At 69.7% G+C, this 24,550-nt stretch carries 25 protein-coding genes; 13 read left to right on the forward strand and 12 right to left on the reverse strand.

The window, feature by feature from the left end; all coding sequences use genetic code 11:
- The first annotated feature begins 144 nt into the window (after positions 1 to 144).
- A complete protein-coding gene (gene moaA / locus ACWFRJ_RS26185; protein WP_453535611.1) occupies positions 145 to 1,152 on the forward strand; it encodes a GTP 3',8-cyclase MoaA in 1,008 nt (335 codons plus the stop codon).
- Positions 1,153 to 1,382: 230 nt separating this feature from the next.
- Here moaA and ACWFRJ_RS26190 read toward each other — a convergent pair whose 3' ends face one another.
- The 3 genes from ACWFRJ_RS26190 to ACWFRJ_RS26200 form a co-directional block, all read right to left on the reverse strand.
- Positions 1,383 to 1,505: a hypothetical protein gene (locus ACWFRJ_RS26190; protein WP_453535614.1), complete on the reverse strand. Its 123-nt coding sequence runs from the start codon at positions 1,503 to 1,505 to the stop codon at positions 1,383 to 1,385.
- A gap of 227 nt (positions 1,506 to 1,732) precedes the next feature.
- A complete protein-coding gene (locus ACWFRJ_RS26195) occupies positions 1,733 to 1,963 on the reverse strand; it encodes a hypothetical protein (protein ID WP_453535617.1) in 231 nt (76 codons plus the stop codon).
- A 189-nt stretch (positions 1,964 to 2,152) separates the two neighbouring features.
- On the reverse strand, positions 2,153 to 2,542 hold the full coding sequence (locus ACWFRJ_RS26200) for a DUF3099 domain-containing protein (RefSeq protein WP_453535620.1): 390 nt from the start codon (positions 2,540 to 2,542) through the stop codon (positions 2,153 to 2,155).
- A 215-nt stretch (positions 2,543 to 2,757) separates the two neighbouring features.
- On the opposite strand from ACWFRJ_RS26200, the gene ACWFRJ_RS26205 reads away from it, so the two are divergent.
- The gene (locus ACWFRJ_RS26205; RefSeq protein WP_453535623.1) at positions 2,758 to 3,033 is read left to right on the forward strand and encodes a GlsB/YeaQ/YmgE family stress response membrane protein; all 276 of its coding nucleotides are present in this window, start codon (positions 2,758 to 2,760) and stop codon (positions 3,031 to 3,033) included.
- 75 nt (positions 3,034 to 3,108) lie between these two features.
- On the opposite strand, the gene tyrS is transcribed toward ACWFRJ_RS26205, so the two are convergent.
- From tyrS to ACWFRJ_RS26220, 3 genes are all read right to left on the reverse strand, one after another.
- Positions 3,109 to 4,386 (reverse strand): tyrosine--tRNA ligase, encoded by a 1,278-nt coding sequence (gene tyrS / locus ACWFRJ_RS26210; protein WP_453535626.1) that lies wholly within the window; start codon positions 4,384 to 4,386, stop codon positions 3,109 to 3,111.
- 76 nt (positions 4,387 to 4,462) lie between these two features.
- Positions 4,463 to 5,875, reverse strand: coding sequence for a metallopeptidase TldD-related protein (locus tag ACWFRJ_RS26215; protein ID WP_453535629.1), 1,413 nt, complete (start codon positions 5,873 to 5,875; stop codon positions 4,463 to 4,465).
- On the reverse strand, positions 5,872 to 7,395 hold the full coding sequence (locus ACWFRJ_RS26220) for a TldD/PmbA family protein (protein WP_453535632.1): 1,524 nt from the start codon (positions 7,393 to 7,395) through the stop codon (positions 5,872 to 5,874). The genes ACWFRJ_RS26215 and ACWFRJ_RS26220 overlap by 4 nt, the downstream gene beginning before the upstream one ends.
- 186 nt (positions 7,396 to 7,581) lie before the next feature.
- Here ACWFRJ_RS26220 and fabG point away from each other — a divergent pair, with 186 nt between their 5' ends.
- The 3 genes from fabG (at position 7,582) to ACWFRJ_RS26235 (ending at position 9,540) form a co-directional block, all read left to right on the forward strand.
- Complete coding sequence (fabG, locus tag ACWFRJ_RS26225) at positions 7,582 to 8,301, forward strand: 3-oxoacyl-[acyl-carrier-protein] reductase (protein WP_453535635.1); 720 nt, start codon at positions 7,582 to 7,584, stop codon at positions 8,299 to 8,301.
- A gap of 5 nt (positions 8,302 to 8,306) precedes the next feature.
- Complete coding sequence (fabI, locus tag ACWFRJ_RS26230) at positions 8,307 to 9,068, forward strand: enoyl-ACP reductase FabI (protein ID WP_389910552.1); 762 nt, start codon at positions 8,307 to 8,309, stop codon at positions 9,066 to 9,068.
- 115 nt (positions 9,069 to 9,183) lie between these two features.
- Entirely contained in the window at positions 9,184 to 9,540 is a 357-nt protein-coding gene (locus ACWFRJ_RS26235; protein ID WP_453535639.1) for a hypothetical protein, read from the forward strand.
- On the opposite strand, the gene ACWFRJ_RS26240 is transcribed toward ACWFRJ_RS26235, so the two are convergent.
- Positions 9,524 to 10,210, reverse strand: a complete 687-nt coding sequence (locus tag ACWFRJ_RS26240; RefSeq protein ID WP_453535642.1) for a FadR/GntR family transcriptional regulator — start codon at positions 10,208 to 10,210, stop codon at positions 9,524 to 9,526. The genes ACWFRJ_RS26235 and ACWFRJ_RS26240 overlap by 17 nt on opposite strands.
- Before the next feature lie 104 nt (positions 10,211 to 10,314).
- Between ACWFRJ_RS26240 and ACWFRJ_RS26245 the strand changes: the two genes are divergently transcribed.
- The 4 genes from ACWFRJ_RS26245 (at position 10,315) to ACWFRJ_RS26260 (ending at position 12,822) form a co-directional block, all read left to right on the forward strand.
- Positions 10,315 to 11,634, forward strand: coding sequence for a CynX/NimT family MFS transporter (locus ACWFRJ_RS26245; RefSeq protein ID WP_453535645.1), 1,320 nt, complete (start codon positions 10,315 to 10,317; stop codon positions 11,632 to 11,634).
- A 71-nt stretch (positions 11,635 to 11,705) separates the two neighbouring features.
- Positions 11,706 to 11,822, forward strand: coding sequence for an SGM_5486 family transporter-associated protein (locus tag ACWFRJ_RS26250; RefSeq protein ID WP_263974370.1), 117 nt, complete (start codon positions 11,706 to 11,708; stop codon positions 11,820 to 11,822).
- 120 nt (positions 11,823 to 11,942) lie between these two features.
- Positions 11,943 to 12,215: a hypothetical protein gene (locus ACWFRJ_RS26255; protein ID WP_453535648.1), complete on the forward strand. Its 273-nt coding sequence runs from the start codon at positions 11,943 to 11,945 to the stop codon at positions 12,213 to 12,215.
- Positions 12,216 to 12,303: 88 nt separating this feature from the next.
- On the forward strand, positions 12,304 to 12,822 hold the full coding sequence (locus ACWFRJ_RS26260; protein ID WP_453535651.1) for a SixA phosphatase family protein: 519 nt from the start codon (positions 12,304 to 12,306) through the stop codon (positions 12,820 to 12,822).
- A 127-nt stretch (positions 12,823 to 12,949) separates the two neighbouring features.
- Here the strand turns inward: ACWFRJ_RS26260 and serB are convergent, their stop codons facing one another.
- Positions 12,950 to 14,164, reverse strand: a complete 1,215-nt coding sequence (serB, locus tag ACWFRJ_RS26265) for a phosphoserine phosphatase SerB (RefSeq protein WP_453535654.1) — start codon at positions 14,162 to 14,164, stop codon at positions 12,950 to 12,952.
- Between the two features lie 359 nt (positions 14,165 to 14,523).
- Positions 14,524 to 16,236 carry a streptophobe family protein gene (locus ACWFRJ_RS26270; RefSeq protein ID WP_453535657.1) on the reverse strand — a complete coding sequence of 571 codons (1,713 nt, stop codon included), beginning with the start codon at positions 16,234 to 16,236 and terminating at the stop codon, positions 14,524 to 14,526.
- A 263-nt stretch (positions 16,237 to 16,499) separates the two neighbouring features.
- Between ACWFRJ_RS26270 and ACWFRJ_RS26275 the strand changes: the two genes are divergently transcribed.
- Complete coding sequence (locus ACWFRJ_RS26275; RefSeq protein ID WP_453535660.1) at positions 16,500 to 19,130, forward strand: FHA domain-containing protein; 2,631 nt, start codon at positions 16,500 to 16,502, stop codon at positions 19,128 to 19,130.
- A 125-nt stretch (positions 19,131 to 19,255) separates the two neighbouring features.
- On the opposite strand, the gene ACWFRJ_RS26280 is transcribed toward ACWFRJ_RS26275, so the two are convergent.
- From ACWFRJ_RS26280 to ACWFRJ_RS26290, 3 genes are all read right to left on the reverse strand, one after another.
- Positions 19,256 to 19,987, reverse strand: a complete 732-nt coding sequence (locus ACWFRJ_RS26280; protein ID WP_453535663.1) for a transglycosylase SLT domain-containing protein — start codon at positions 19,985 to 19,987, stop codon at positions 19,256 to 19,258.
- Between the two features lie 292 nt (positions 19,988 to 20,279).
- Positions 20,280 to 21,398, reverse strand: coding sequence for an S-adenosylmethionine:tRNA ribosyltransferase-isomerase (locus tag ACWFRJ_RS26285; RefSeq protein WP_453535665.1), 1,119 nt, complete (start codon positions 21,396 to 21,398; stop codon positions 20,280 to 20,282).
- Positions 21,395 to 22,123: an SDR family NAD(P)-dependent oxidoreductase gene (locus tag ACWFRJ_RS26290; RefSeq protein ID WP_453535668.1), complete on the reverse strand. Its 729-nt coding sequence runs from the start codon at positions 22,121 to 22,123 to the stop codon at positions 21,395 to 21,397. The genes ACWFRJ_RS26285 and ACWFRJ_RS26290 overlap by 4 nt, the downstream gene beginning before the upstream one ends.
- A 207-nt stretch (positions 22,124 to 22,330) precedes the next feature.
- On the opposite strand from ACWFRJ_RS26290, the gene ACWFRJ_RS26295 reads away from it, so the two are divergent.
- From ACWFRJ_RS26295 to ACWFRJ_RS26305, 3 genes are all read left to right on the forward strand, one after another.
- The gene (locus ACWFRJ_RS26295) at positions 22,331 to 23,476 is read left to right on the forward strand and encodes a GAF domain-containing sensor histidine kinase (protein WP_453535671.1); all 1,146 of its coding nucleotides are present in this window, start codon (positions 22,331 to 22,333) and stop codon (positions 23,474 to 23,476) included.
- Positions 23,469 to 24,131, forward strand: coding sequence for a response regulator (locus ACWFRJ_RS26300; protein ID WP_453535674.1), 663 nt, complete (start codon positions 23,469 to 23,471; stop codon positions 24,129 to 24,131). Before ACWFRJ_RS26295 ends, ACWFRJ_RS26300 begins: the two co-directional genes overlap by 8 nt.
- Before the next feature lie 170 nt (positions 24,132 to 24,301).
- Positions 24,302 to 24,547, forward strand: coding sequence for a chaplin (locus ACWFRJ_RS26305; protein WP_453535677.1), 246 nt, complete (start codon positions 24,302 to 24,304; stop codon positions 24,545 to 24,547).
- Positions 24,548 to 24,550 lie beyond the last annotated feature (3 nt).

Genomic DNA, 24,550 nt, shown 5'->3' on the forward strand with positions numbered 1-24,550 from the left:
CCGCGTCGTAGATCATTGGTAGATCTCTACGACGCGGCCGTGCCGCTCCTCGTGGGATCGGGCCCGGGTCGGTGTCAGTCCCGTCACGTAGGCTCGTGGTATCTGAACCGAACTGCCTCGACCAGGATCAGGGAGGGGGCCCACGTGCTCATCGACACTTACGGCCGAGTGGCCACCGATCTGCGGGTTTCGCTGACCGACAAGTGCAATCTGCGGTGCACGTACTGCATGCCCGAAGAGGGCCTGCAGTGGCTGTCCAAGTCCGAACTCCTCAGCGATGACGAGATCGTCCGTCTGGTCCGGATCGCCGTGACGCAGCTCGGCATCACCGAGGTCCGCTTCACCGGCGGCGAGCCGCTCCTGCGCCCCGGCCTCGTCGGCATCGTCGAGCGCTGCGCCCAGCTGGAGCCGCGCCCCAAGATGTCCCTGACGACGAACGGCATCGGACTCAAGCGCACCGCCAAGGCCCTCAAGGCCGCGGGTCTCGACCGGGTGAACGTCTCCCTGGACACGCTGCGCCCGGACGTCTTCAAGACCCTCACCCGCCGCGACCGCCACAAGGACGTCCTGGAGGGCCTCGAGGCCGCCCGCGACGCCGGCCTGACCCCGGTCAAGGTCAATACGGTCCTGATGCCGGGCCTGAACGACGACGAGGCCCCGGACCTGCTCGCGTGGGCCGTCGAGAACGACTACGAACTGCGCTTCATCGAACAGATGCCCCTTGACGCCCAGCACGGCTGGAAGCGCGAGGGCATGATCACCGCCGGTGACATCCTGGAGTCGCTGCGTACGCGCTTCGCGCTCACGGAAGAGGGCTCCGGCGAGCGCGGCTCCGCCCCGGCCGAGCGCTGGATCGTGGACGGCGGCCCGCATCGCGTCGGCGTCATCGCCTCCGTGACCCGCCCGTTCTGCTCGGCCTGCGACCGCACCCGGCTCACAGCCGACGGCCAGGTCCGCACATGCCTGTTCGCCTCCGAGGAGACCGACCTGCGGGCGGCCCTGCGGGCGAACGAAGAGGACAGCGAGTCTGGTTCGGACGGGGCGATCGCGCGCATATGGAAGCTCGCGATGTGGGGCAAGAAGGCGGGCTCGGGCCTGGACGACCCGACGTTCCTGCAGCCCGAGCGCCCGATGTCGGCGATCGGCGGCTGACCTGCTCGGAGCAGGGGGCAATGACGCTTATGACTTAACCTCGAGGTGCCGCGCCCTGTACTATTTCCACCGTCGTGAACGGTCGTCTCCGGGCACGACGAAGGGCCCCAGCTCCTGCCAGAGCGAGGCCCTCCGCGCAGTAGTTCACGAGCCCGGTCGCCTAACACTCGACCGGGCTCGCTGCGTGTAGCAGCAGTGCCGGCCGCGACCGTCTCTCATGGGTGGGCGCCCTACTGGACGAACTGCCCCACACATCCGGTGATCGTGACGAGTAAGCCGAGCAGTCCGATCAAGACCTGCCACTTCTCAGGGCCGGTCCAGCGCTTGCGCGGCTTCCACTGACGATCATCCATTTTTCCACCCCCCTTCACCACGGAAATGGCCGCACGAGACCACACGCAGGGAAGGCCTGGTGTTGGTCCGTCGCTCCGACGGGGGACGCGGAGCGCGATCGAAGTATCCCATGGGGGGCCCGTCGACCGGCACTGGAACCTCACGATTGATCTGAGCTTTTCTTGAGCTTTCCAGATCAGGTAAGGCCCCCAACGGGCCCTGCGGGGTGCGTAGTTGCCCGGCCCGCTCAGTTCTCCGCAGGGCCTGCGTCGCGCGCTTCCCACTCGGCCAGCGGCACGACGTCCTTCAACATGCTGCGTACGCCCAGGAATTGAGAGAGGTGCTCGCGGTGTTCCTCACATGCGAGCCACGTCTTGCGGCGCTCCGGAGTGTGGATCTTCGGGTTGTTCCACGCGAGCACCCACACCGCGGCGGCGCGGCAGCCCTTGGCGGAACAGATCGGTGTCTCGTCGCTCACAGGTAACGTCCAAGTGCGTTCAAAACAAGGCGACGCCGAGCAGCCACGGGGGGAGCTGCCCGGCGTCGGTCTGTCGCTCCGACGGGGGATGCGGAGCGCGTACGAAGTATGTCATGGGGGACCCAGTGCCTGGCACCTGAACTACATGATTGATCTGAGGTTTTCTTGAGCTTGGCGCAACGTCGACGGTCAGTTCTGTTGACCTGACGGGGTGTTGGGCTCGCCCGGCGCGGGGCCGGTTCCGGCTTCCGGGACGGGTTCCGCGGACTCGTCGTGCGCCGTCGGCGGCGGGAGGCTCGGCCGGGACGGTGCCGGTACGAAGGTCGACGGCAGCGAAGGAATGTTCTCCCGGCCCGCGTTGGCGATCACGACGGAGATGTACGGGAGGAGGATGCCGAGCACCAGAGCGACGAGGGCGACATGCCGCTCGACGTTCCACAGCACCGCCGCGGCAATGACCGAAAGCGTACGGATCGACATCGAGATCACGTACCGGCGCTGTCTGCCGCGCACATCGTCCGCGAGTGACTGCCGGGCCCCTGTGATCCGGAAGACCTGGGCGCCGCTCTGCTTCCGCATCACATTCCACCGCCTGCTCACAAGAAGCCGGGCGCTCCCCGGCCCGGACCTGCTCCACGTTACGCCGGGGCTGCGCAGGCTTCGAGACCGGGGCAGGTCCCTTCTCGGTGTCCTGCCTGCGCCATGCCACGTATGGGCTCGCCCGACATGCGCCGTATGGAGGATCGGTCGACACTGACCGTAATGCTCATGTTGAGCCGGATGAGGAGGCAGCTATGAGCTGGTTGTGGGCCATCGTCGTCGGATTCGTGCTGGGGCTTATCGCCAAGGCGATCCTGCCCGGAAAGCAGCACAGTCCGCTCTGGCTGACCACGATCTTCGGCATCATCGGCGCGATCATCGGCAACTCGCTTGCCTCTGGGTTCGGCATCGATGACACCAGGGGCATCGACTGGGGCCGGCACGCCCTGCAGCTCGTGGCGGCTCTCGTCGTCGTGGGCGTCGGAGACATGCTGTACAAGATGATCAGAGGCAACAAGCAGCAGGCCTGACCTGCGGGTACGCGGCATGCGAAGGGGGTCGGCCCGCACGGGCCGACCCCCTTCGCACATGTACGGGACCGCGGGTCAGCCCGCGGTGACCTCAGTGACCTCGACAGCCGCCAGGTTCTTCTTGCCCCGGCGCAGCACGAGCCAGCGCCCGTGCAGAAGCTCCTCGCGGGAGGGCACAGCGTCCTCGGACGCGACCTTCGCGTTGTTCACGTAGGCCCCGCCCTCCTTGACCGTGCGCCGCGCCGCGGACTTGCTCGCCACCAGGCCGACCTCCGCGAGGAGGTCCACCACCGGGCCGAGCTCGCCGACCTGGACGCGCGGCAGCTCGGAGAGGGCCGCGCTCAGCGTCGCCTCGTCGAGGTCGCCGAGCTCACCCTGGCCGAACAGCGCCTTGGACGCGGCGATGACCGCGGCGCACTGATCGGCGCCGTGCACCAGCGTCGTCAGCTCTTCGGCGAGCGCGCGCTGGGCCGCACGGGCCTGCGGGCGCTCCTCGGTGAGCTTCTCGAGCTCTTCGAGCTCCTCGCGGGACTTGAAGCTGAGGATGCGCGAGTACGTCGAGACGTCGCGGTCGTCCACGTTCAGCCAGAACTGGTAGAACGCGTACGGCGTGGTCATCTCCGGGTCGAGCCAGACGGCGCCGTTCTCGGACTTGCCGAACTTGGTGCCGTCCGCCTTGACCATCAGGGGCGTCGCGATCGCGTGGACGGTCGCGTCCGGCTCCAGGCGGTGGATCAGGTCGATGCCCGCCGTGAGGTTGCCCCACTGGTCGGATCCGCCCTGCTGGAGCGTGCAGCCGTAGCGCCGGTAGAGCTCCAGGAAGTCCATGCCCTGGAGGAGCTGGTAGCTGAATTCCGTGTACGAGATGCCTTCCTGGGACTCCAGGCGGCGGGCCACGGAGTCCTTGGTCAGCATCTTGTTGACACGGAAGTGCTTGCCGATGTCCCGCAGGAACTCGATCGCGGACATCCCCGCGGTCCAGTCCAGGTTGTTGACCATCAGCGCGGCGTTCTCGCCCTCGAAGGACAGGAACGGCTCGATCTGCGAGCGCAGCCTGGCCACCCAGTTCTTGATCGTCTCCGGGTCGTTCAGGGTGCGCTCGGCGGTCGGCCGCGGGTCACCGATCTGACCCGTGGCGCCGCCCACCAGGGCGAGCGGCCGGTGCCCCGCGTGCTGGAGGCGGCGGACCGTGAGGACCTGCACCAGGTGCCCGACGTGCAGGCTGGCCGCGGTCGGGTCGAAGCCGCAATAGAACGTGACGGGACCGTCCGCGAGCGCCTTGCGCAGTGCATCTTCGTCAGTGGACAGGGAGAAGAGACCCCGCCACTTCAGCTCGTCGACGATGTCCGTCACGGTCTTGTGTCTCCTTGAAAGGTTTCCGGGAAAGGCTTCTGGCCGGTACCAACCGGTACCGGCCAGTCTATGGGCGTCACACGCCTTGGCTGACCGAGCTCATGTTGAAGTCGGGGATGCGCAGGGCGGGCATCGCGGCCCTGGTGAACCAGTCGCCCCACTCCCGGGGCAGCGTCTTTTCCGTGCGTCCGGCCTCGGCGGCCCGCGAGAGCAGGTCGACCGGCGACTCGTTGAAGCGGAAGTTGTTCACCTCGCCGACGACCTCGCCGTTCTCCACGAGGTAGACGCCGTCCCGGGTGAGCCCGGTGAGCAGCAGGGTGGCCGGGTCGACCTCTCGGATGTACCAGAGGCAGGTCAGGAGCAGCCCCCGCTCCGTGCTCGCGACCATCTCCTCAAGGGAGCGGTCGGTGCCGCCGTCCAGGATGAGGTTGTCGATGGCGGGGGCGACCGGAAGGCCGGTCAGGGACGCACTGTGCCGGGTGCTCGTCAGATGCGCGAGCTCACCCGCGCGCACCCAGTCGGTGGCGGCCAGCGGAAGCCCGTTGTCGAAGACGGACGAGTCGCCGCCCGAGGCGTGCGCGAGCACGAACGGCGCGGACTCCAAGCCGGGCTCGTTCGGATCGCTGCGCAGGTTCAGGGGCAGCTTCGCGAGCCGGTCGCCGACGCGGGTGCCGCCGCCCGGCTTGGAGAACACGGTCCGGCCCTCGGCCGCGTCCCGCGCGGAGGCCGACCACAGCTGGTAGATCAGCAGGTCGGCGACGGCGGTCGGCGGCAGGATCGTCTCGTACCGGCCCGCGGGCAGGTCGATGCGCCGCTGTGCCCACCCCAGACGCTTGGCGAGCTCCGCGTCGAGCGCCGCCGGGTCCACGTCTGTGAAGTCCCGGGTCGCGCGCCCCGCCCACGCCGACTTCGTGCGGTCGGGGGACTTGGCGTTGAGCTCGAGGGTGCCGTTGGGCTGGTCGTGCCGCAGGCGGAGCCCCGTGGACGTACCGAGGTAGCTCGATACGAGTTCGTGGTTCGCGAAGCCGTACAGCTCACGCCCGCCGGCGCGGGCCGTGGCGAACGCCTCGCCGAGCGCGGGGGCGAAGTCCGAGAAGACCGCCGATGACGTCTCGGCGGGCGCGGCCCTGAAGCCTGCGGACTCCTCGCCGCCGGTCACCAGCGGCTGTGCGTCCTCGGCGGGCCCCGCCCCGCGCGCCGCGTGCTCGGCGGCGCGGACCAGGGGCTCGAGATCGGCGGCGGTCACGGCCGAGCGCGAGATGACGCCGGACGCGGTGCCTTCCTTGCCGTCGACGGTCGCGATGACGGTGAGGGTGCGGCCGCGGGTCACGCCGTTCGTGGTCAGGGCATTGCCCGCCCAGCGCAGGTTCGCGGTCGAGTGCTCGTCGGCGATGACGACGCAGCCGTCGGCGGTGGAAAGGTCCAGGGCGCGCTCGACGATCTCGTGCGGCTTGTTCGTACCGGTCCTGCCGTTCGTACGAGAGGTCATCGCCCTGCCTCCTGCGTCGTGTTGAGGATGTTCACGCCTCGGAACAGGGCCGAGGGGCAGCCGTGCGAGACGGAGGCGACCTGGCCCGGCTGGGCCTTGCCGCAGTTGAAGGCCCCTCCCAGTACGTAGGTCTGAGGGCCGCCCACCTTCTCCATGGAGCCCCAGAACTCGGGGGTGATGCCCTGATAGGCGACGTTGCGGAGCTGACCGACAAGACGCCCGTCGCGGATCTCGTACGCCCTCTGCTGCGTGAACTGGAAGTTGTACCTCTGCATGTCGATCGACCAGGACCGGTCGCCCACCACGTAGATGCCGCGGTCGACGCCGCCGATCAGGTCCTCGGTCGAGAGGCCGCCGGGGTCCGGTTGGAGCGACACGTTCGCCATGCGCTGCACCGGCACATGGCCGGGGGAGTCCGCGTACGCGCAGCCGTTGGAGCGCTCGAAGCCGGTGAGTTTCGCGATGCGACGGTCCAGCTGGTAGCCGACCAGCGTGCCGTCCTTCACCAGGTCCCAGGACTGCGCGGCCACGCCCTCGTCGTCGTACCCGATGGTCGCGAGCCCGTGCTCGGCCGTCCTGTCACCCGTCACATTCATGATCGACGAGCCGTACGCGAGCTTGCCGAGCTGATCGAAGGTGGCGAACGACGTCCCCGCGTACGCCGCTTCGTAGCCCAGGGCGCGGTCGAGCTCGGTGGCGTGGCCGATGGACTCGTGGATGGTCAGCCAGAGGTTCGAAGGGTCGACGACCAGGTCGTACGAACCGGCCTCCACGCTCGGCGCCCGCATCTTCTCGGCGAGGTGCTCGGGGATGCGGTCCAGCTCGGCGTCCCAGTCCCAGCCGGTGCCTGTGAGGTACTCCCAGCCACGTCCGGCCGGCGGCGCGATGGTCCGCATCGACTCGAACTCGCCGCTCGCCTCGTCGACCGCGACGGCGGTGAGCTGCGGGTGCAGCCTGACCCGCTGCTGCGTGGTCACCGTCCCCGCCGTGTCCGCGTAGAACTTGTTCTCGTGCACGGTGAGCAGCGAGGCGTCGACGTGCGAGACGCCGTCGGCGGCCAGGAGGCGGGCGCTCCACTCGGCGAGCAGCCCGCTCTTCTCCTCGTCCGGCACGGAGAAGGGGTCGATCTCGTACGACGACACCCAGGTCTTCTCCGCGTGCACCGGCTCGTCGGCCAGCTCGACCCTCTCGTCGGACCCGGCCGACTTGATGACCTTCGCCGAGAGCTTCGCCATCGCCACGGCCTGGGACGCGATCTTCGCCGCCGCGTCCATCGTCAGATCGACGCCCGACGCGAACCCCCAGGTCCCGCCGTGCACGACACGGACCGCGTAGCCCAGGTCCGTGGTGTCCGACGTCCCGGACGGCTTGGCGTCCCGCAGCCGCCAGGACGCGCTGCGCACCCGCTCGAAGCGGAAGTCCGCGTGGTCCGCGCCCAGGGCACGCGCGCGGGCGAGCGCGGCGTCGGCGAGAGCCCGCAGCGGCAGCGCCGTGAAGGCTTCATCGATGGAATGAGGCACGGATGTCTCCCTGCTGTCGGCACCGGTCGGTCAGAATCATGTCGCGCACGGGGGCCCGGCGCCCAGAGTTTTCTGTAGGGACCCGACAGCGAGTCCGGTACGCCACTGTCGGTGGTCGATTCTCCGTATGGAGCACCGTACCGATAGGTTTTCGAGGAACCAGACCGCTATCGAAAGGGTGATCCGTTGAGCCGCTCGGTTCTCGTCACCGGAGGAAACCGGGGCATCGGCCTCGCCATCGCCCGCGTCTTCGCCGACGCCGGCGACAAGGTCGCGATCACCTACCGCTCGGGTGAACCGCCTCAGGCCCTCACGGAGCTCGGAGTCCTCGCCGTCAGGTGCGACATCACTGACACCGAGCAGGTGGAGCAGGCGTACAAGGAGATCGAGGAGAAGCACGGTCCGGTGGAGGTCCTGGTGGCGAACGCCGGGGTCACCAAGGACCAGCTCCTCATGCGGATGTCCGAGGAGGACTTCACGTCCGTCCTCGACACCAACCTCACCGGCACCTTCCGTGTCGTGAAGCGCGCCAACCGCGGCATGCTGCGCGCCAAGAAGGGCCGCGTCGTACTGATCTCCTCCGTCGTCGGCCTGATGGGCGGCCCGGGGCAGGCGAACTACGCCGCCTCCAAGGCCGGCCTGGTCGGCTTCGCGCGCTCGCTCGCCCGTGAGCTCGGGTCGCGCAACCTCACGTTCAACGTCGTCGCGCCCGGTTTTGTCGACACCGACATGACCAGGGCGCTCACGGACGAGCAGCGCACGAACATCGTGAAGCAGGTGCCGCTCGGCCGTTACGCGGAGCCCGAGGAGATCGCCGCCGCGGTGAAGTTCCTCGCCTCGGAGGACGCGTCGTACATCACTGGAGCCGTCATCCCCGTTGACGGCGGATTGGGCATGGGTCACTGATCACCATGAGCGGAATTCTCGAAGGCAAGAAGATCCTTGTCACAGGTGTGCTGACGGAGGCCTCTATCGCCTTCCACGCGGCCAAGGTCGCTCAGGAGCAGGGCGCCGAGGTCATCCTGACCGCTTTCCCGCGGCCCACGCTCACCGAGCGCATCGCCAAGAAGCTCCCGAAGCCTGCCAAGGTCATCGAGCTGGACGTCACCAACCAGGAGCACCTGGACCGCCTCGCGGGTGTGGTGAAGGACGAGCTCGGCGGCCTCGACGGCATCGTGCACTCCATCGGCTTCGCCCCGCAGGGCGCCTTCAACTTCCTCGAGGCGACCTTCGAGGACGTCGCGACGGCGATGCACGTCTCGGCGTTCTCCCTGAAGTCGCTCACCATGGCCTGCCGCCCGCTGTTCGAGGACGGCGCCTCGGTCGTCGGTCTCACCTTCGACGCGCAGTTCGCCTGGCCCAAGTACGACTGGATGGGCCCGGCCAAGGCCGCCCTGGAGGCCACGAGCCGCTACCTCGCCCGCGACCTGGGCAAGGAGGACATCCGCTGCAACCTCATCTCGGCGGGTCCGCTCGGCTCCATGGCCGCCAAGTCCATCCCGGGCTTCGGCGAGCTCGCGGACGTCTGGAACACCCGGTCGCCGCTGAACTGGGACATGGCCGACCCGGAGCCCGCGGGCCGCGGCATCGTCGCGCTGCTCTCGGACTTCTTCCCGAAGACCACCGGCGAGATCATCCACGTCGACGGCGGCGTGCACATGATGGGTGCCTGACCAGGCCTTCTGTACGTTCCTGACGCCCCGTCCCCCGCGCTGTGCGGGAGGCGGGGCGTCACCCGTTCGGCCCACCGGCCAGGCGCGGTCGGGGCAGAACCGCGCACCCTGAGGTGTGCGCCCGTCATCTCCCGCGGTGCTCGCCGCTCTCACCCTGCTGACCGCCCTGCCGTACGGCGCCGCTTCGCATGCCGTCACAGAGGCGAAGCCTCCACGCGCGCGCGTGGAGGCGGTCGAACCCCGGCCATTCGGTTCGGAGTGCCGCATCAGCGTCGCGGGCTCGGACGCGGTCGCGTCCTGCCACAACCCGTACCCCGAGACCGACCGGGTCCGGCTGCACGTGGAGTGCGAGCAGTGGTGGGACATCGACAGCGACGGCGTGCAGGTCGAGGCGGGGCCCGCCTCGACGGTGCGGCTCACCGGGCGGTGCTGGAAAGAGATCCGGTCCGTCTGGGTCAGCCACGCGAAGTGAACAGCTCCGGGCGGCACATGAACGGGTAGGCGGCAGCCTCCTTGGCCGCCGCCTCCTCGTCGTTCTCCCGGATCGCGTCGACGAGCCGGGCGTGGTCCATGTGGCTCTCGGGGGTCAGCTTCTCGCCGACGTCCTCACGCAGCCAGTCCCGCATGACCTCGCCGAGGTCCGCGTACATCGCCGTCATCACGTCGTTGTGGGACGCGGCCACGACGGCCAGGTGGAAGGTCGCGTCGGCCGTCACGAAGGCCTCGGCGTCGCCCGAAGCCCAGGCCTCCTCGCGGCGCTCAAGGAGGGCGTCGAGCTGTTTGAGGTCACGCTCCGTGCGGCGCTGCGCGGCCAGTTTCGCCGCGCTCGACTCCAGCGTGCTGCGCAGCTCGGCGATGTGCCGCGGCTCCGCGTCGGCGAACCTGCGCTGCATCACGCCGGCCAGTTCGCTGGTCGCGACCACATAGGTGCCGGAGCCCTGGCGGATGTCGAGCAGGCCGTTGTGCGCGAGGGCGCGGACCGCCTCTCGGACGGTGTTGCGTGCCACGCCCAGCTGCTCGACCAGCTCGGGCTCGGTGGGGATGCGGGAGCCGACCGGCCACTCTCCCGACGAGATCTGGTTACGCAGCTCGGCGATGACCTGCTCGGAGAGCGCAGAGCGGTGAGGGGTGGTCAGCGGCATGACGATCCTTCGTGCGCGGTGTGACGGAAACGGAGGCAGTGGAGTGACGGATGGAAAGACAACGGATTGGACAGCCAATCATCCCATGATTCTATGATGGCCCCATGGCTAGTGAGGAAACCAGGACGATGACACCGACACCCGCACCGACGACAACACCGACACGTACCGACGCGGCGGACGGGGCAGCGGAGAAACAGCCCGCCACGCGCGCGTGGGCCACGCGTCTCGTCATCGTCGGCATCGTCCTTGCCGCCCTCAACCTCCGTCCGGGCATCACCAGCCTCGGCTCCCTCCTCGAAGAGGTACGTGACGGGCTCGGCATGAGCGGCACGCTCGCCGGTCTCCTCACCTCCGTCCCGCCGCTCTGTTTCGCGGTCTTCGGAGTGATGGCCCCGCGGCTCGCCCGCCGATTCGGCCCCAGCGCCGTGGTCTGCGCGGGCATGGTCGCGATCGCCACGGGCCTGGCGATCCGCCCCTTCCTGGGCGGCACCGTCGGCTTCCTCGCCGCGAGCGCGCTCGCCCTCATGGGCATCGCGGTCAGCAACGTCCTGATGCCGGTGATCGTCAAGCGCTGGTTCCCCGACCGGGTCGGCTCGATGACCGGGCTCTACTCGATGGCGCTCGCGCTCGGCACGTCGCTGGCCGCGGCCATCACGGTGCCCATGACCGATGCGATGGGCGGCAGTTGGCAGACCGGCCTCGCGGTGTGGGCGTCGCTCGCCGTCGTCGCCGTCGTGCCGTGGCTGCCGCTCGTACGGGACCGCAGTGCCGCGTCGGCCGCCCCGGAGCACATCAGCTCCACCGTGCGCCAGGAGGACGCCGACCTGCGCATCACGCGCAGCCGTACGGCATGGGCCCTTGCCTGCTTCTTCGGGCTCCAGGCCACCGCCGCGTACATCACGATGGGCTGGATGCCGCAGATCTTCCGTGACGCGGGGGTCCCGGCGGGGCAGGCCGGTGTGCTCCTCGCCGTCATCATGGCGATGGGCGTGCCGCTGGCCTTCGTCATCCCCCGGGTCGCCACACGTCTGACGAACCAGGGCCCCGTGGTGGTCGTGCTCGGCGTCTGCGGTCTCGCCGGATACGCGGGCCTCTACCTCGCCCCCCAGGGCGGCGCCTGGGTGTGGGCCCTGCTGCTCGGCGTCTCCAACTGCGCCTTCCCGCTCGCCCTCACCATGGTCGGCATGCGGGCCAAGAGCAGTGTGGGCGTCGCCAAGCTCTCGGCCTTCGCGCAGAGCACGGGCTACCTGATCTCGATTCCCGGGCCGCTCCTGGTGGGCGTGCTCTACCAGCACAGCGGCGGCTGGGGGCTGCCGATCGCGCTGATGGCGGGCCTGATGGTGCCGCAGATCGTGGTGGGCATCCTGGCGGGCCGCAACCGCACGGTCGAGGACGAGGTCGCGGCGGCCTCGGCTTCCTGACCCCGGCTGCCCGACGGCGGCTTCCCGACCCCGGCGGAGCCGCCCCGGACAAAGGGTGCGAGACTCTCCCCATGCCAGTGCTCGACCCGAACCCCCAGAACGGCCAGAAGAAGCTGCTCCTCGTACTCGGAGCCATGCTGGCCATCACCGTGATCATCGGGATCATCGCCTCCATCGCCTCGCCGTGAACTGACCCCGGCGGGGCCGATGGTGGGGTTAGCACCACCATCCCCTAGGGGGTCAGTGTCAGGGTCAAGTGGGTGGATCACCGGATGTGCTGAGGGTCGCCGGATCCGTACCTTCGAGATGTGGCCGCGAAGACGCGGCACGAAGGACTCGAAGACCACGGAGGCGGCATGTCGGCCCGTTCGCACACACGGCGCGACCCGGGAGCCACCAGGGACTCCGCGAGCGTCGAGATCCAGCTTCCGTGGTGGGCGATCGCCCTCCCCGCCATCGCCTTCGCGGCCCTGCTCCTGCTGATGCTGAACCCCGCCGACGCACATGCGGCGGGCAGCGGACAGGTGGTCACGCACGTGCTCGAGCGTATACAGGAGACGGTCTTCCGTACGACCTCGTGACCTGCCCCGGGTGGACGCCGTCACCCGTGCCGGGGGAGCAGTCCAACTCCCTGCGCCCGCTGGCGGGTTTCATGCGAAGCTGGGACGCATGAGCGTCGCAGAACCCCGCAGGATTGTCCTTTTCCGGCATGCGAAGGCCGACTGGCCCCAGGTGTCCGACCACGAGCGGCCGCTCGCGGAGCGCGGACGCAAGGATGCCCCGGTCGCCGGGCGCAAGCTGGCCGACAGCGGCATCCCTTTCGACCTGGCCCTCTGCTCGACCGCCGCCAGGACCCGCGAGACATGGAAGCTCGCCGTCCATGAGCTGCCGGACCGGCCCAAGACCGTCTACGAGGATCGGCTGTACGAGGCCTCTCCCGGCGAGCTGATCGCCGTGCTCAACGAAACCCCGGACGATGTGCGGAACGTCGTGCTGATCGGCCACAACCCCGGAGTGCAGGGGCTCGCCGACGTCCTCGCCGGTGATTCCGAGGGCGACGCCCGCACGCGGATGGACCGCCGCGGCTTTCCCACATCCGCCTTCGCCGTCCTGACGTACTCCGGCTCGTGGAAGGCCCTGGAGCCCGGGGTCGGCACACTCGTCGACTACTGGGCACCTTCCGAGTAGGTCTTTGGCACAAGCAGACCCTTGACGCGAGCAGGTCCTTGACGCACGTACGCCGATGGGCCCCGGTACCACTGCGGTACCGGGGCCCATCGGCGTACGACCTGACGATGAAGCCGCTCGCCCGGCGTCAGTCGGCGTGCGTGTCCGCCGCCTCGACCTCTTCGCGGGTGACGCCGAGGAGGTAGAGGACGGTGTCGAGGAAGGGGACGTTCACCGCGGTGTGCGCGGCCTCGCGGACGACGGGCTTGGCGTTGAAGGCGACACCGAGACCGGCCGCGTTCAGCATGTCGAGGTCGTTGGCGCCGTCGCCGATCGCGACGGTCTGCTCGAGCGGGACCCCGGCTTCCTCGGCGAACCGGCGAAGGAGCCGCGCCTTGCCCGCGCGGTCCACGATCTCGCCGGTCACCTTCCCGGTGAGCTTGCCGTCGACGATCTCCAGGGTGTTGGCCTGGGCGAAGTCGAGGCCGAGACGTTCCTGCAGATCATCGGTGACCTGGGTGAACCCGCCCGAGACGACGCCCACTTGGTAGCCGAGGCGCTTGAGCGTGCGGATGAGGGTGCGGGCGCCGGGGGTGAGGCGGACCTCGGAGCGGACCTTGTCGACGACCGAGGCGTCGAGCCCGGCGAGGAGCTTCACGCGGGCGTGCAGCGACTGCTCGAAGTCCAGCTCGCCACGCATCGCGGCCGCGGTCACCTCGGCGACCTCGTCCTCGCATCCCGCGTGCGCCGCGAAGAGCTCGATCACCTCGTCCTGGATGAGGGTCGAGTCGACGTCCATCACGACGAGCCGCTGGGCACGGCGGTGCAGGCCCGCCGCGACGACGGCGACGTCCACGCCGAGCTTCGCCGCCTCAAGGGCGAGGGAGGTGCGCAGCGGCTCGGTCTCCGCGCCGGAGACGGCGAACTCCACTGCGGTGACGGGGTACTTGGCGAGCCGGAAGATACGGTCGATGTTGCCGCCGGTCACGGTGATGCTGGCGGCGATGGCAGCGGTCGACTCGGCGGTGAGGGGGTGGCCGAGCACGGTGACGTGGGAACGGCCGAGGCCGCGCGGGCGGTTGTCGCCGATACCCGAGATGATCTCGGCCTGCATCTTCAGGGACTCGGCCCAGCTGTGCACGGTGGACCGCAGGTCGCCCTCCAGACCGGCCGGGGGCTGGGTCACGAGCGCGCACAGCACTATGCGGCCACGGGTGACGACCTGCTCGATGTCCACGACATCGACGGAGTAGGCGGCGAGGGTGTCGAAGAGCCCCGCTGTGATTCCGGGGCGGTCCTTGCCGAAGATCTTGACGAGGAGCGTGGGGACGTCGGCGGGCTGCGGTGGCTGAGGAGCGCTCATGGTGAGGCCACCGTATCCGGGTGCCTTGCGCGGGCAGCGAAGTGGTCCGCGTGCCGGACACATCCGGGGCCGCGTCGCGTTCTTGCCCCGTTGCCCCGTTGCCCCGTTGCCCCGTTGCCCCGTTGCCCAGTAGCCCCGTCGCCGGTCTTTGGCTGCCGGCCAGTAGGGGGCGTTCCTGTCCCACCGCTTCGCGGCGGATTTCTCCCACCCGCCCACCCGTTTACCCGGCGATGCATCGCGTCGAGCCGTCGTGTCGCGGGGTGATCGGGTGGGTGGGAGGGAAAGATCCGCCGCGAAGCGGCGGCACGAAGACGGGGCGACGGGGCGACGACAAGCCGAACGCAAGCCGAGCACCGTACCTACCGGCCGCCCCCGCCCGGCGTAGGCGGCGGAGGCGGTGGGGGAGGAGGCGGCGGCCAGTCGCCGTTGCCCGAGGAACGGGGCCGCGGCTTCGGCTGCGGAGGTGGAGTGATCGGCCCCACCACCGTCGGCGCCCCGGAGACATCCCGGGGCGGCCGGAGGTAAGGATTGGTGTCGGGATTGGAGGGCCGGAAGGGCGCGCTGGGACTGTACGGACCAGCCTCCCCAGCCGCCCCCGCTGCCCCAGTCGCCCCAACCGCCCCGGCCCCCGCCTCAACCGGCGGCGCCACCTCAGGCGGTTCCCCGACACGGGCCAGCGCCGCCACCCGACCCCCCGCAGCCCCGCTCGCCACCGCCAGCAACGCCCCCACCGCACCCGCCCCCGCGCCCCACGCCGCGCCGAGCACGAACGCCATCCCAAGCCGCCCGTGCAGCTCGATGCCCGCCCCGAACGCGTCGAAGCTGAGCACCGAGAGGGAGGCGTCGGCGGACAACCCCGTCAGCCACACCATCAACGGAAGTCCGAGCGCCGTCACCGCACCGAGCCGCACCGCACACTGCCCCGCGAACCTCAGGGTGCCCGTCCTGCCACGTAAGTAGGGAGTGCGGACGGCGGTGAGCACCCCCGCGAACAGGATCATCAGCGCCGCCGCGACACCGAGGAGCCAGACCCGGCTGTCGAGCTCCGCGAGCCGCCCCAGTGTCACCGCCTCTTTCCCCGAGGAGCCCGACCCCGTCAGGAGGTCGTCCAGCGGATCCGGAAGCAGCTTCGCGAGCGCGCCCGTCGCCTCGCCGTCCCACGGCACGAAGAGCCCGATCGGCACCCCGAGCCACACCCCGTTCGGCGCCCCGAGCAGCGCGGCGCCCGCGATCCGCTTGGGATGGGCGTCGCCGATCATCGCGTACGCCGCCGCCGCGAGTCCGGCGAGCACCGCCACGAGCGCCACCGTGACAAGCGCGGACGAGGCGGGCCGCACCACGCGGTGCACGGCGTCCCACCCGCGCGGCAGCGGCGTACGACGTGACACGAGCAGCGCGATCAGCAGGACGACGAGCACCCACACCGCGCCCCCGAGCAGCGTCGGACCCGTGTCCACGGTGAAGCCGACCGACGCCTTCGCCTTGGTGAGATCGCCGAGCCGGTCGGGCAGCAGGCCGCCGATGTCACCGAGCCCGCCGGGCAGTTTGTCCTTGATGCCCCCCGGGAGCTGGTCGAGTCCTTTGTCGATGCCCTTGCCGATCCCCAGCTTGGAGCCGTCGATCGTGATGATGTCGTGACCCGCCCATGCGAGCCCTCCGAGCATCGCCAGAAAGAGGACGACCACGGCGCCCGCGCGCGCGGCGAGCTCGGCGGGTGCGATCACAACTCCCGCCCCACGCAGGGAGCGTAGGAAGAAATACGCAAGGAGCACCGCGCCCGCGAGCCCCACGCCCAAGGGCGCGACGTCGATCGCGGTGGCCGCCTCGGCCCCCTTGAGCCCGAACGCCGAGACGTCACCGGACGGGGTGACCGAGCCACCCGCACCGAGCGCCACCACAGCGGCGGTCATCGGCCCCAGTGACCCCACCGCGTCCGCGCCGAGCAGATGCAGGCCGAGCGCCGCCGTGCCGGCCATGCCGACAAGAGCCCAGCTCACGGCGGCGATCGCGGAGATCAGCACATCGCCCCACCGCACACCCCGGCCCTCGGCCCGTTTCCCGCCGGTCTTCATCAGGACCCCCCGACTCGCACCGCGTCGCCCTGTTCGTACGAGATATACGCAATGCGCATGATCCGTATGCACTCATGGGCGGTTACTACTCTCCGGGGCGTTTTCTGCCCCGTCAACGGGGCGGTCACGGAGGCCCGTACGCAGTCTTCACAAGGCCCGACTTTCGGTCAGAGGCCTCCGCCTGAAATAGTTCCTCCCGATGTTCGACATCCCTAGACTCCCCATATGGGGGCTAGCTCGGGGGACAACTCAGTGGGGCTGGAGTGCCGGAACTCGTACTGGAATTGAATGGAAGGACCTGGACGCTCGATCCGTCCAGGTCGTACACCCTCGGACGTGATCCGCAGGGGGATCTCGCGCTCGACGACGCCAGGGTGTCCTGGCGTCACGCCACGATCAGCTGGAGCGGCCGCAGTTGGGTCATCGAGGACCACGGCAGCACCAACGGCACCTTTGTGCAGGGCCAGCGGATCCACCAGATGGAAATCGGCCCCGGTTCGGCCGTGAACCTCGGCAACGCGACCGACGGTCCGCGCCTGAATGTGTCCGGCAATGCGTCGGGTGCCGCCGCCGTGTCCGCACCGCAGCAGGCCGCTCAGCAGGCACCGGCCCACCAGGCGCCGCAACACCAGGCACCGCAGCACCACGGGCAGCAGCAGGGCGGACCGGGCTGGGCTGCCCAGGCCCCCCAACAGCAGCAGGCACCTCAGCAGCAGCCGCAGTACCAGGCGCAGCAGCAGGCGCCCCAGCAGCAGGGCTGGCCGCAGCCCCAGCAGCAGGCTCATCACCAGCAGCCTCAGCAGCCTCAGCAGCCGCAGGTCCCGCAGCAGCAGGGTCCCGGTGCGGGTTCCGGCGGTGCCGCGGGGGCCCCGCCGGTCTACGGGGACCGCAGCCCGACGACGTTCCACCAGCTCTCGCTCGGCCGCAAGATGCGCATCGGCCGTGCCCTGGAGAACGAACTGGTCGTCTCCGACCTCCAGGTCTCGCGGCTGCACGCCGAGTTCACGGCCACTCCGGACGGCCGTTTCGAGATCCACGACCTCGGCTCGCACAACGGCACGTACATCAACGGCCAGCCGATCGCGAAGTCCGGCACGGCCCTCATCGGCCCGAACGACACCGTCAGCGTCGGTCACTCGACGTTCCGGCTCGTCGGCGACCGGCTCGAGGAGTTCGTCGACACCGGTGAGGTCTCCTTCTCCGCGCGCCACCTGACGGTGACGGTCGACGGCGGCAAGGACATCCTCAAGGACGTCTCCTTCGGCGTCCCGGAGAAGTCGCTCATCGCGGTCATCGGCCCCTCGGGCTCCGGAAAGTCCACCCTGCTCAAGGCGCTCACCGGCTACCGGCCCGCCAACCAGGGCGACGTCCTCTACGACAACCGGAACCTCTACAAGCAGTTCGCCGAGCTGCGCCAGCGCATCGGTCTGGTCCCGCAGGACGACATCCTGCACAAGGAACTGACCGTCAAGAAGGCCCTCAAGTACGCCGCCAAGCTGCGCTTCCCCTCGGACACCAGCGAGCAGGAGCGCCAGCAGCGCATCGACGAGGTCCTGCGCGAGCTCAAGCTGGACATCCACAAGGAGAAGAGGGTCACCTCCCTCTCCGGTGGCCAGCGCAAGCGAGTGTCGGTGGCCCTTGAGCTGCTCACCAAGCCGTCGCTGATCTTCCTGGACGAGCCGACCTCAGGCCTCGACCCGGGCATGGACCGCGACGTCATGCAGCTCCTGCGCGGCCTCGCGGACGACGGCCGTACGGTCCTTGTCGTCACGCACTCGGTCGCCGAGCTGGCGATCTGCGACAAGCTCCTCGTGATGGCGCCGGGCGGCTCGGTCGCGTACTTCGGTCCGCCGGAGGAAGCGCTCAACTTCTTCGGCTACTCGACGTGGGCGGACGTCTTCTCGGCGTTCGAGAACTACCGCGACTACGACTGGGCGGGCCGCTGGAAGGGCTCGCAGCACTACCAGATGTATGCCGCGGACATCGACGCCGTGGCCGCGCAGTCGGTCCACATGCCGCCGCCGCAGGCGATCAGGCCACCCAAGCCGCAGGGCTGGGGCTCGCAGCTGTGGACCCTGATCCGCCGCTACACCTCGGTGATCGCCTCCGACAAGGGCTTCCTCGGTCTGATGGTGATCCTGCCCGCGGTCCTCGGCATCGTCAGCGTCGTCATCCCGGCCGACTTCGGGCTCGGCCCGCCCAAGCCGCCGTCCAAGTTCAACGGCGACGCGGGCACGATCATGCTGATCCTCGCGGTCGGCATGTGCTTCTCCGGCGCGGCCAACTCCGTACGTGAGCTGATCAAGGAACGGGTCATCTACGAACGGGAACGGGCCACCGGCCTCTCCCGCTCGGCGTACCTGATGTCCAAGGTGATCGTCCTCGGCGTGATCACGGCCTTCCAGGGCGTCATCATCTGCGGCATCGGTTTCGCGACGCGAGACATGCCGGCGGAGGGCCTGATCATGCCTCCGGCCGTCGAGATCTGCCTGGTCATCATCGCCCTGGGCTTCACCTCGATGATGTTCGGTCTCGTCATCTCCTCGCTGGTGAAGACCTCCGAGAAGACCATGCCGCTCCTGGTGATGTTCGCGATCGTCCAGGTCGTCTTCACCGGCGTGCTCTTCCAGATCTACGGCTCGCCGGGCCTGGAGCAGTTCGCCTGGCTGATGCCGTCGCGCTGGGCCATCGCCGGTGCGGGCTCCACGCTGGACCTGGCGCACCTCATGCCGCCGTGGGACCCGAAGAAGCCGGGCGACCTCGACCCGCTGTGGGAGCACTCGGTCGGCCAGTGGGGTCTGAACATCACGGTCCTGCTCCTGCTCGGCGTCGCCTGCGGCTTCGCGGTCGCGCGACTGCTGCGCCGCCACGAGCCGGAGGTCATGCGCAAGTAAGCACGTCGGTCCGCCCACGGGCAGACGAGCTGTGGGCAGACGAGAAGGGCGGCACCCCTGTGGGGTGCCGCCCTTCGGCGTCTGCCGAGCCTCGGTGAAGAGGTCCGTCGATCCGGAGATCAGGCTCAGTAGGCGCTGTTCACGTTGTCCATCGAGCCGTACCGGTCGGCCGCGTAGTTGGCCGCGGCCGTGATGTTGGCGACCGGGTCGAGGATGTTCGTGGACGTGCCGTCGACGTGGTACGCGTCGAACGTCGGCTGGATGACCTGGAGCAGGCCGACGGACGGGGTGCCGTTGATGGCGTTGATGTCCCAGCCGTTCTTGGCGTTCGGGTCGCCCGCGGACTCGCGGATGATGTTGCGGTGCAGGCCGTCGTAGGAGCCGGGGATGCCCTTGGACTTCATGATGTCCAGGGACTGGCGGATCCAGCCGTCGAGGTTGTTGGCGTAGACCGGCTTGCGAGCGGCGGCACGGCTCGCGGCTTCCTCGGCCTTGCGCTCGTCCTCGGCCTTCTTCTTGGCCGCGGCCTCCTCGTCGGCCCGCTTCTTCGCGGCGGCGTCGGCCTCGGTCTTCGCCTTCGCGGCGGCTGCGTCCTTGGCGGCCTTGGCCTGCTTGTCGGCGGTGTTCTGCTGCTTGATGACACCGGCGTGGACGGCCTGCTGGGCGTCGACGTTCTGCTTGAAGGCCACCGGGGCGGCGGCGTCGAGGCTCTGCGTCTGGGTTCCGGCATCGGCGCTGCCCGGCACGAGGGAGAACGCGAGGGCGGCGGCACCGAGCGTGGCGACACCGGCGATCGAGAACTTCTGGGTCTTGGTCAGCGCGGGGCGACTATGACCAGGGGTGCTGTGCTGGGACATGCGGATGGACCTCTTCGAATAGCGGAGGTCGCTCCGGCCGGCGGGGACATTGCTTCTCCGGCACAAACGCCGCGGTGCGAGACCGCGGCGCCGAGCGACGGGAGCAATTCTTAGCGGCAGCAAAATTCCGTGGCAAAGGAGTGACATACGAAGCCGGGTAGTGGATCAGGGGGTGCGCCGTACGGTTTGACGGCATTGCACCCCCTGCGCATAAAGGGATTTCTTATCCACTAGGGGACTTCGTACGTGACGTGCGCCCTATGCGCGGGCTCACATCGAGCACGTAACAACCTCACCAACAGTTGCCGTCGCAATTCTCTGCGTGAGCAAACTCCTTCGGAAGGAGGAGATGTACGTCGCCGAACTCGTGCCAGAGGTAGAGACGGCGTACCGCCTGTGCGTAACCCCGGTCGACGGCGGCCCGGCCCGCGATCGCCTCCAGCATCAGCAGATGCGAGGCCTGCGGCTCGTGCAGCCCCGTGAGCAGCCCGTCCACCGCGCGCACGCCCCGCTCCGGCGTCACCACGAGCTCCGTACGGCCCGCTGCCGCCCGGACCACCCCGTCGGACCCCGCGGCGGACTCGACGGCGCGCACGGCCGTCGTACCGACCGCTATGACGCGCCCGCCGCCCGCCCTGGCGGCATTGATCAGCCGCGCCGACGTCCCGGGCACCTCGAAGAGCTCGGGATACGGCGGCTCGTGCGCCTCGGGTGACGCCACCCCCGTGTGCAGCGTGACCGGCGCGAACTGCACACCCCGGCTCACCAGGCGCGCCACGAGGCCCGCGGTGAACGGCCGGGCCGCGCTCGGCATCTCCGCGCTGCCCGTCCCGTCGGCAGACGGCAGGGCGAACACCGTCTGGTGGGCGGAGAGCGGCTGATCCCTCTCTGTATAGGAGTAACGGATGGGGCGCCCGTGCCTCCGCAGCAGGGAGGGCACGTCGGCCGACACCCGGGCCCACCACAACCGCCCGCTCCCCGGGGCCAGCGGCTCGTCGAGGACAAGGCGTACGTCTCCGGGGAGCCGCACGACTGAATCCGCGGGCCCGCCCGCGCGCGCCCGCGTGGTGCCCCGGCCATCCGGATCCCGCAACTCGACGGCCCACCGTCCGTCGTCCCCTCGCGTCGAGAAATGCACCACTACGCGCGCGTGCCCTGCGGTTTCAGGGGTTTCAGGGGTTCCAAGGGTTCCGACAGTTCCGTCGACTGCGGCGGCCAGCGTCGTCGAGGTGTTCACGATCAGCAGGTCCCCGGCCCGCAACAGCGCGGGCAGATCGGCGAACGCGTGGTGCGAGACGTCCGTCCCGCGCGAGACGAGCAGCCGCACCGCATCCCTGCCAAGACCCGGACCCCGCTGCTCGGCGGGCACACGGGCCGCCAGCTCCTCGGGCACCCGCACGGCGAGCGTCATCGGGCGTCCAGCAGAGAAGCGGCGGACAAAGAGCCGTCCAGCAGAGAAGGAGCGGAGTACCGCCCGCTCACGGGCCGCTCGTCGAGCAGCCGCAGGAAGGCGGGCACCACCGTCTCGGGCGACGGCCGCCCCGAGGCGTCGTCGTCCGGAACAGCCGCCTCGTAGAGATCGGTCCGCATGTCACCGGGGTCGACCGCCCACACCCTGATCCCCGGCTCCTCCACGGCGAGGACCGCCGACAGATGATCAAGAGCGGCCTTCGACGCTCCGTACCCTCCCCATGTCTCGTACGCCTCGACGGCCGCGTCGGAGCTGACATCGACCACGGCCCCCGTCCCGGAGGCCCGCAACAAGGGCAGCGCCTCCTGGATCAGCCCCAGAGCCGCCACCACATTGGTCTCAAGGGCCTGCCGCAGCCCGTCGTGCGTGAGGTGTTCAAGGCGCACGAGCGGCTCCGCGCCCAGCGCGCTCGCGTTGTTCACCAGCAGATCGAGACCGCCGAGATCGCGCGCCGCAGCCACCAGGTCCGCCCGGTGCCCGGCGTCCGTGACATCCCCGGCGACGGCCGCCACGCGCGCGCCGAGCCCCGTCAGATCCCGCGCGGACTCATCTAGCGCTGAGGCCGTCCTCGCGTCGAGCACCAGACCCCAGCCCCGCCCGGCGAGTGCCGCCGCCAGCGCACGCCCCAGTCCCTTCGAAGCCCCTGTGATGATCGCTACCGGCATGACATCCGTCCCCTCGGGTCGCCCTGGCATCCGCTTCTGCAGCGGATGACCCCACGCTACGAACGGACCCGCCCCCGGCGCCTCGTGCGCGGGCCGCAACAGCTCAGGGCCCTTGGGCCTACACCTGCGTGCCTACGTCCACGGCCCTAGGCGGTGGCCGCCACAGGTCCGATACGCACTGTCACACCCCGCCGGTACGGTGAGGCCATGAGTCAAGGTCACCGGTCCGGCCTGAACGCGGTGAGCTCCGCGCTTCTCGCCATGAGCAGGCAGCTCGAGGTGCGCGACGTCCTCAAGACGATCGTCGCCTCCGCCCGCGAACTGCTCGACGCGGAGTACGCGGCGCTCGGTGTCCCGGACGACCACGGCGGATTCGCCCAGTTCGTCGTCGACGGCGTCAGCGACGAGCAGTGGCGCGCCATCGGCCCGCTGCCCCGTCAGCACGGCATCCTCGCCGCGATGCTGCACAAGGCCGAGCCCGAGCGCCTCGCCGACGTGCGCGAGGACCCGCGCTTCGAGGGCTGGCCGTCCGCCCACCCGGACATGTCCGACTTCCTCGGCCTGCCGATCCGGTACGGGGACGAGACGCTCGGCGCGCTCTTCCTCGCCAACAAGAACTGCCCCAAGCCGGAAGGCGGTTGCGGCTTCACCGCCGACGACGAGGAGCTTCTCTCCATCCTCGCCCAGCACGCCGCGATCGCCCTCACGAACGCCCGGCTCTACGAACGCAGCCGCGAGCTGACCATCGCCGAGGAGCGCTCGCGCCTCGCCCACGAACTGCACGACGCCGTCAGCCAGAAGCTCTTCTCCCTGCGCCTGACGGCCCAGGCCGCGACCGCCCTGGTGGACCGCGATCCGGCGCGCGCCAAGGGTGAACTCCAGCAGGTGGCCGTGCTCGCGGCCGAGGCGGCGGACGAACTGCGCGCCGCCGTGGTGGAGTTGCGCCCCGCCGCCCTGGACGAGGACGGTCTGGTGGCCACCTTGCGCACGCACACGCAGGTCCTCGACCGCGCGCACTCCGCCGAAGTCACCTTCGAGAGCCACGCGGTGCGCGCCCTGCCCGCGGCCCAGGAGGAAGCGATGCTGCGCGTCGCCCAGGAAGCGCTGCACAATGCCTTGCGCCACTCCGGCGCGGAACGCGTCCGCGTCACCCTGGTGCGACGCGGAGCGGGAGCCGTGCTGCGCGTCACGGACGACGGCGGCGGCTTCGACCCCCGTGCGATCCGCCGCGCGGGGCGGCACTTGGGCCTGGTCTCGATGCGGGACCGGGCCGGCGGGGTCGGCGGACGGCTGACCGTGGAATCGGAGCCCGGAAAGGGCACGACGATCGAGATGGAGGTTCCCGGTGGCTGACGCTGTGTTCAATCCTAAGACGGGGATCCGGGTGCTGTTGGTCGACGACCACCAAGTGGTCCGCCGCGGTCTGCGTACGTTCCTCGAGGTGCAGGACGACATAGAGGTCGTGGGCGAGGCGTCGGACGGCGCCGAAGGGGTCGAGCAGGCCGAGAAGTTGAAACCGGACGTCGTCCTCATGGACGTCAAGATGCCGGGCATGGACGGGGTCGAGGCGCTGCGCAAGCTCCGCGAACTGGCCAACCCCGCGCGCGTGCTCATCGTCACCAGCTTCACCGAACAGCGCACGGTCGTCCCGGCCCTGCGCGCAGGCGCCGCCGGGTACGTCTACAAGGACGTCGACCCGGACGCCCTGGCGGGCGCCATCCGCTCCGTGCACGCGGGCCATGTGCTCCTTCAGCCCGAGGTGGCGGGGGCGCTGCTGTCCCAGGAGGAGAACAACAGCGGGCAGGGGAGGGGCGGTTCGCTCACCGAGCGGGAGCGCGAGGTCCTTGGGCTCATCGCCGACGGCCGCTCGAACCGCGAGATCGCTCGTGCCCTCGTGCTCTCCGAGAAGACCGTCAAGACCCACGTCTCGAACATCCTGATGAAGCTGGACCTCGCCGACCGCACCCAGGCCGCCCTGTGGGCCGTACGACACGGTGTGACCGGCTGATCAACGCTCCGGCGCACTCCGTCGACCGGCGGACCGGATGGTTGCGTTCCGGTCTGAGATTCATACCGTCGTGTCAATGTCCCTCGTTCGGCGCAACCTGTGAGCCGCCCGGCCGTTCTCCAGTGTGCTGCGGCGGCTGGCCGCAGCGATCGCTTAGGAGGACCCAAGAAGTGAAGAACCTGAAGAAGGCCGCTGCAGTCACGATGGTCGCGGGTGGCCTCATCGTCGCCGGTGCCGGTCTCGCCTCCGCCACGGACGGTGCGCACGCGGACGGCAAGGCCGTGAAGTCGCCGGGCGTCGGCTCGGGCAACCTCGTCCAGGCGCCGGTGCACATCCCCGTGAACGCCGTGGGCAACACCGTGTCCGTCATCGGCGCCCTCAACCCGGCCTTCGCGAACGCCGGCCTCAACGCCTGACCG

The organism is Streptomyces sp. NPDC055239, from assembly GCF_053606205.1.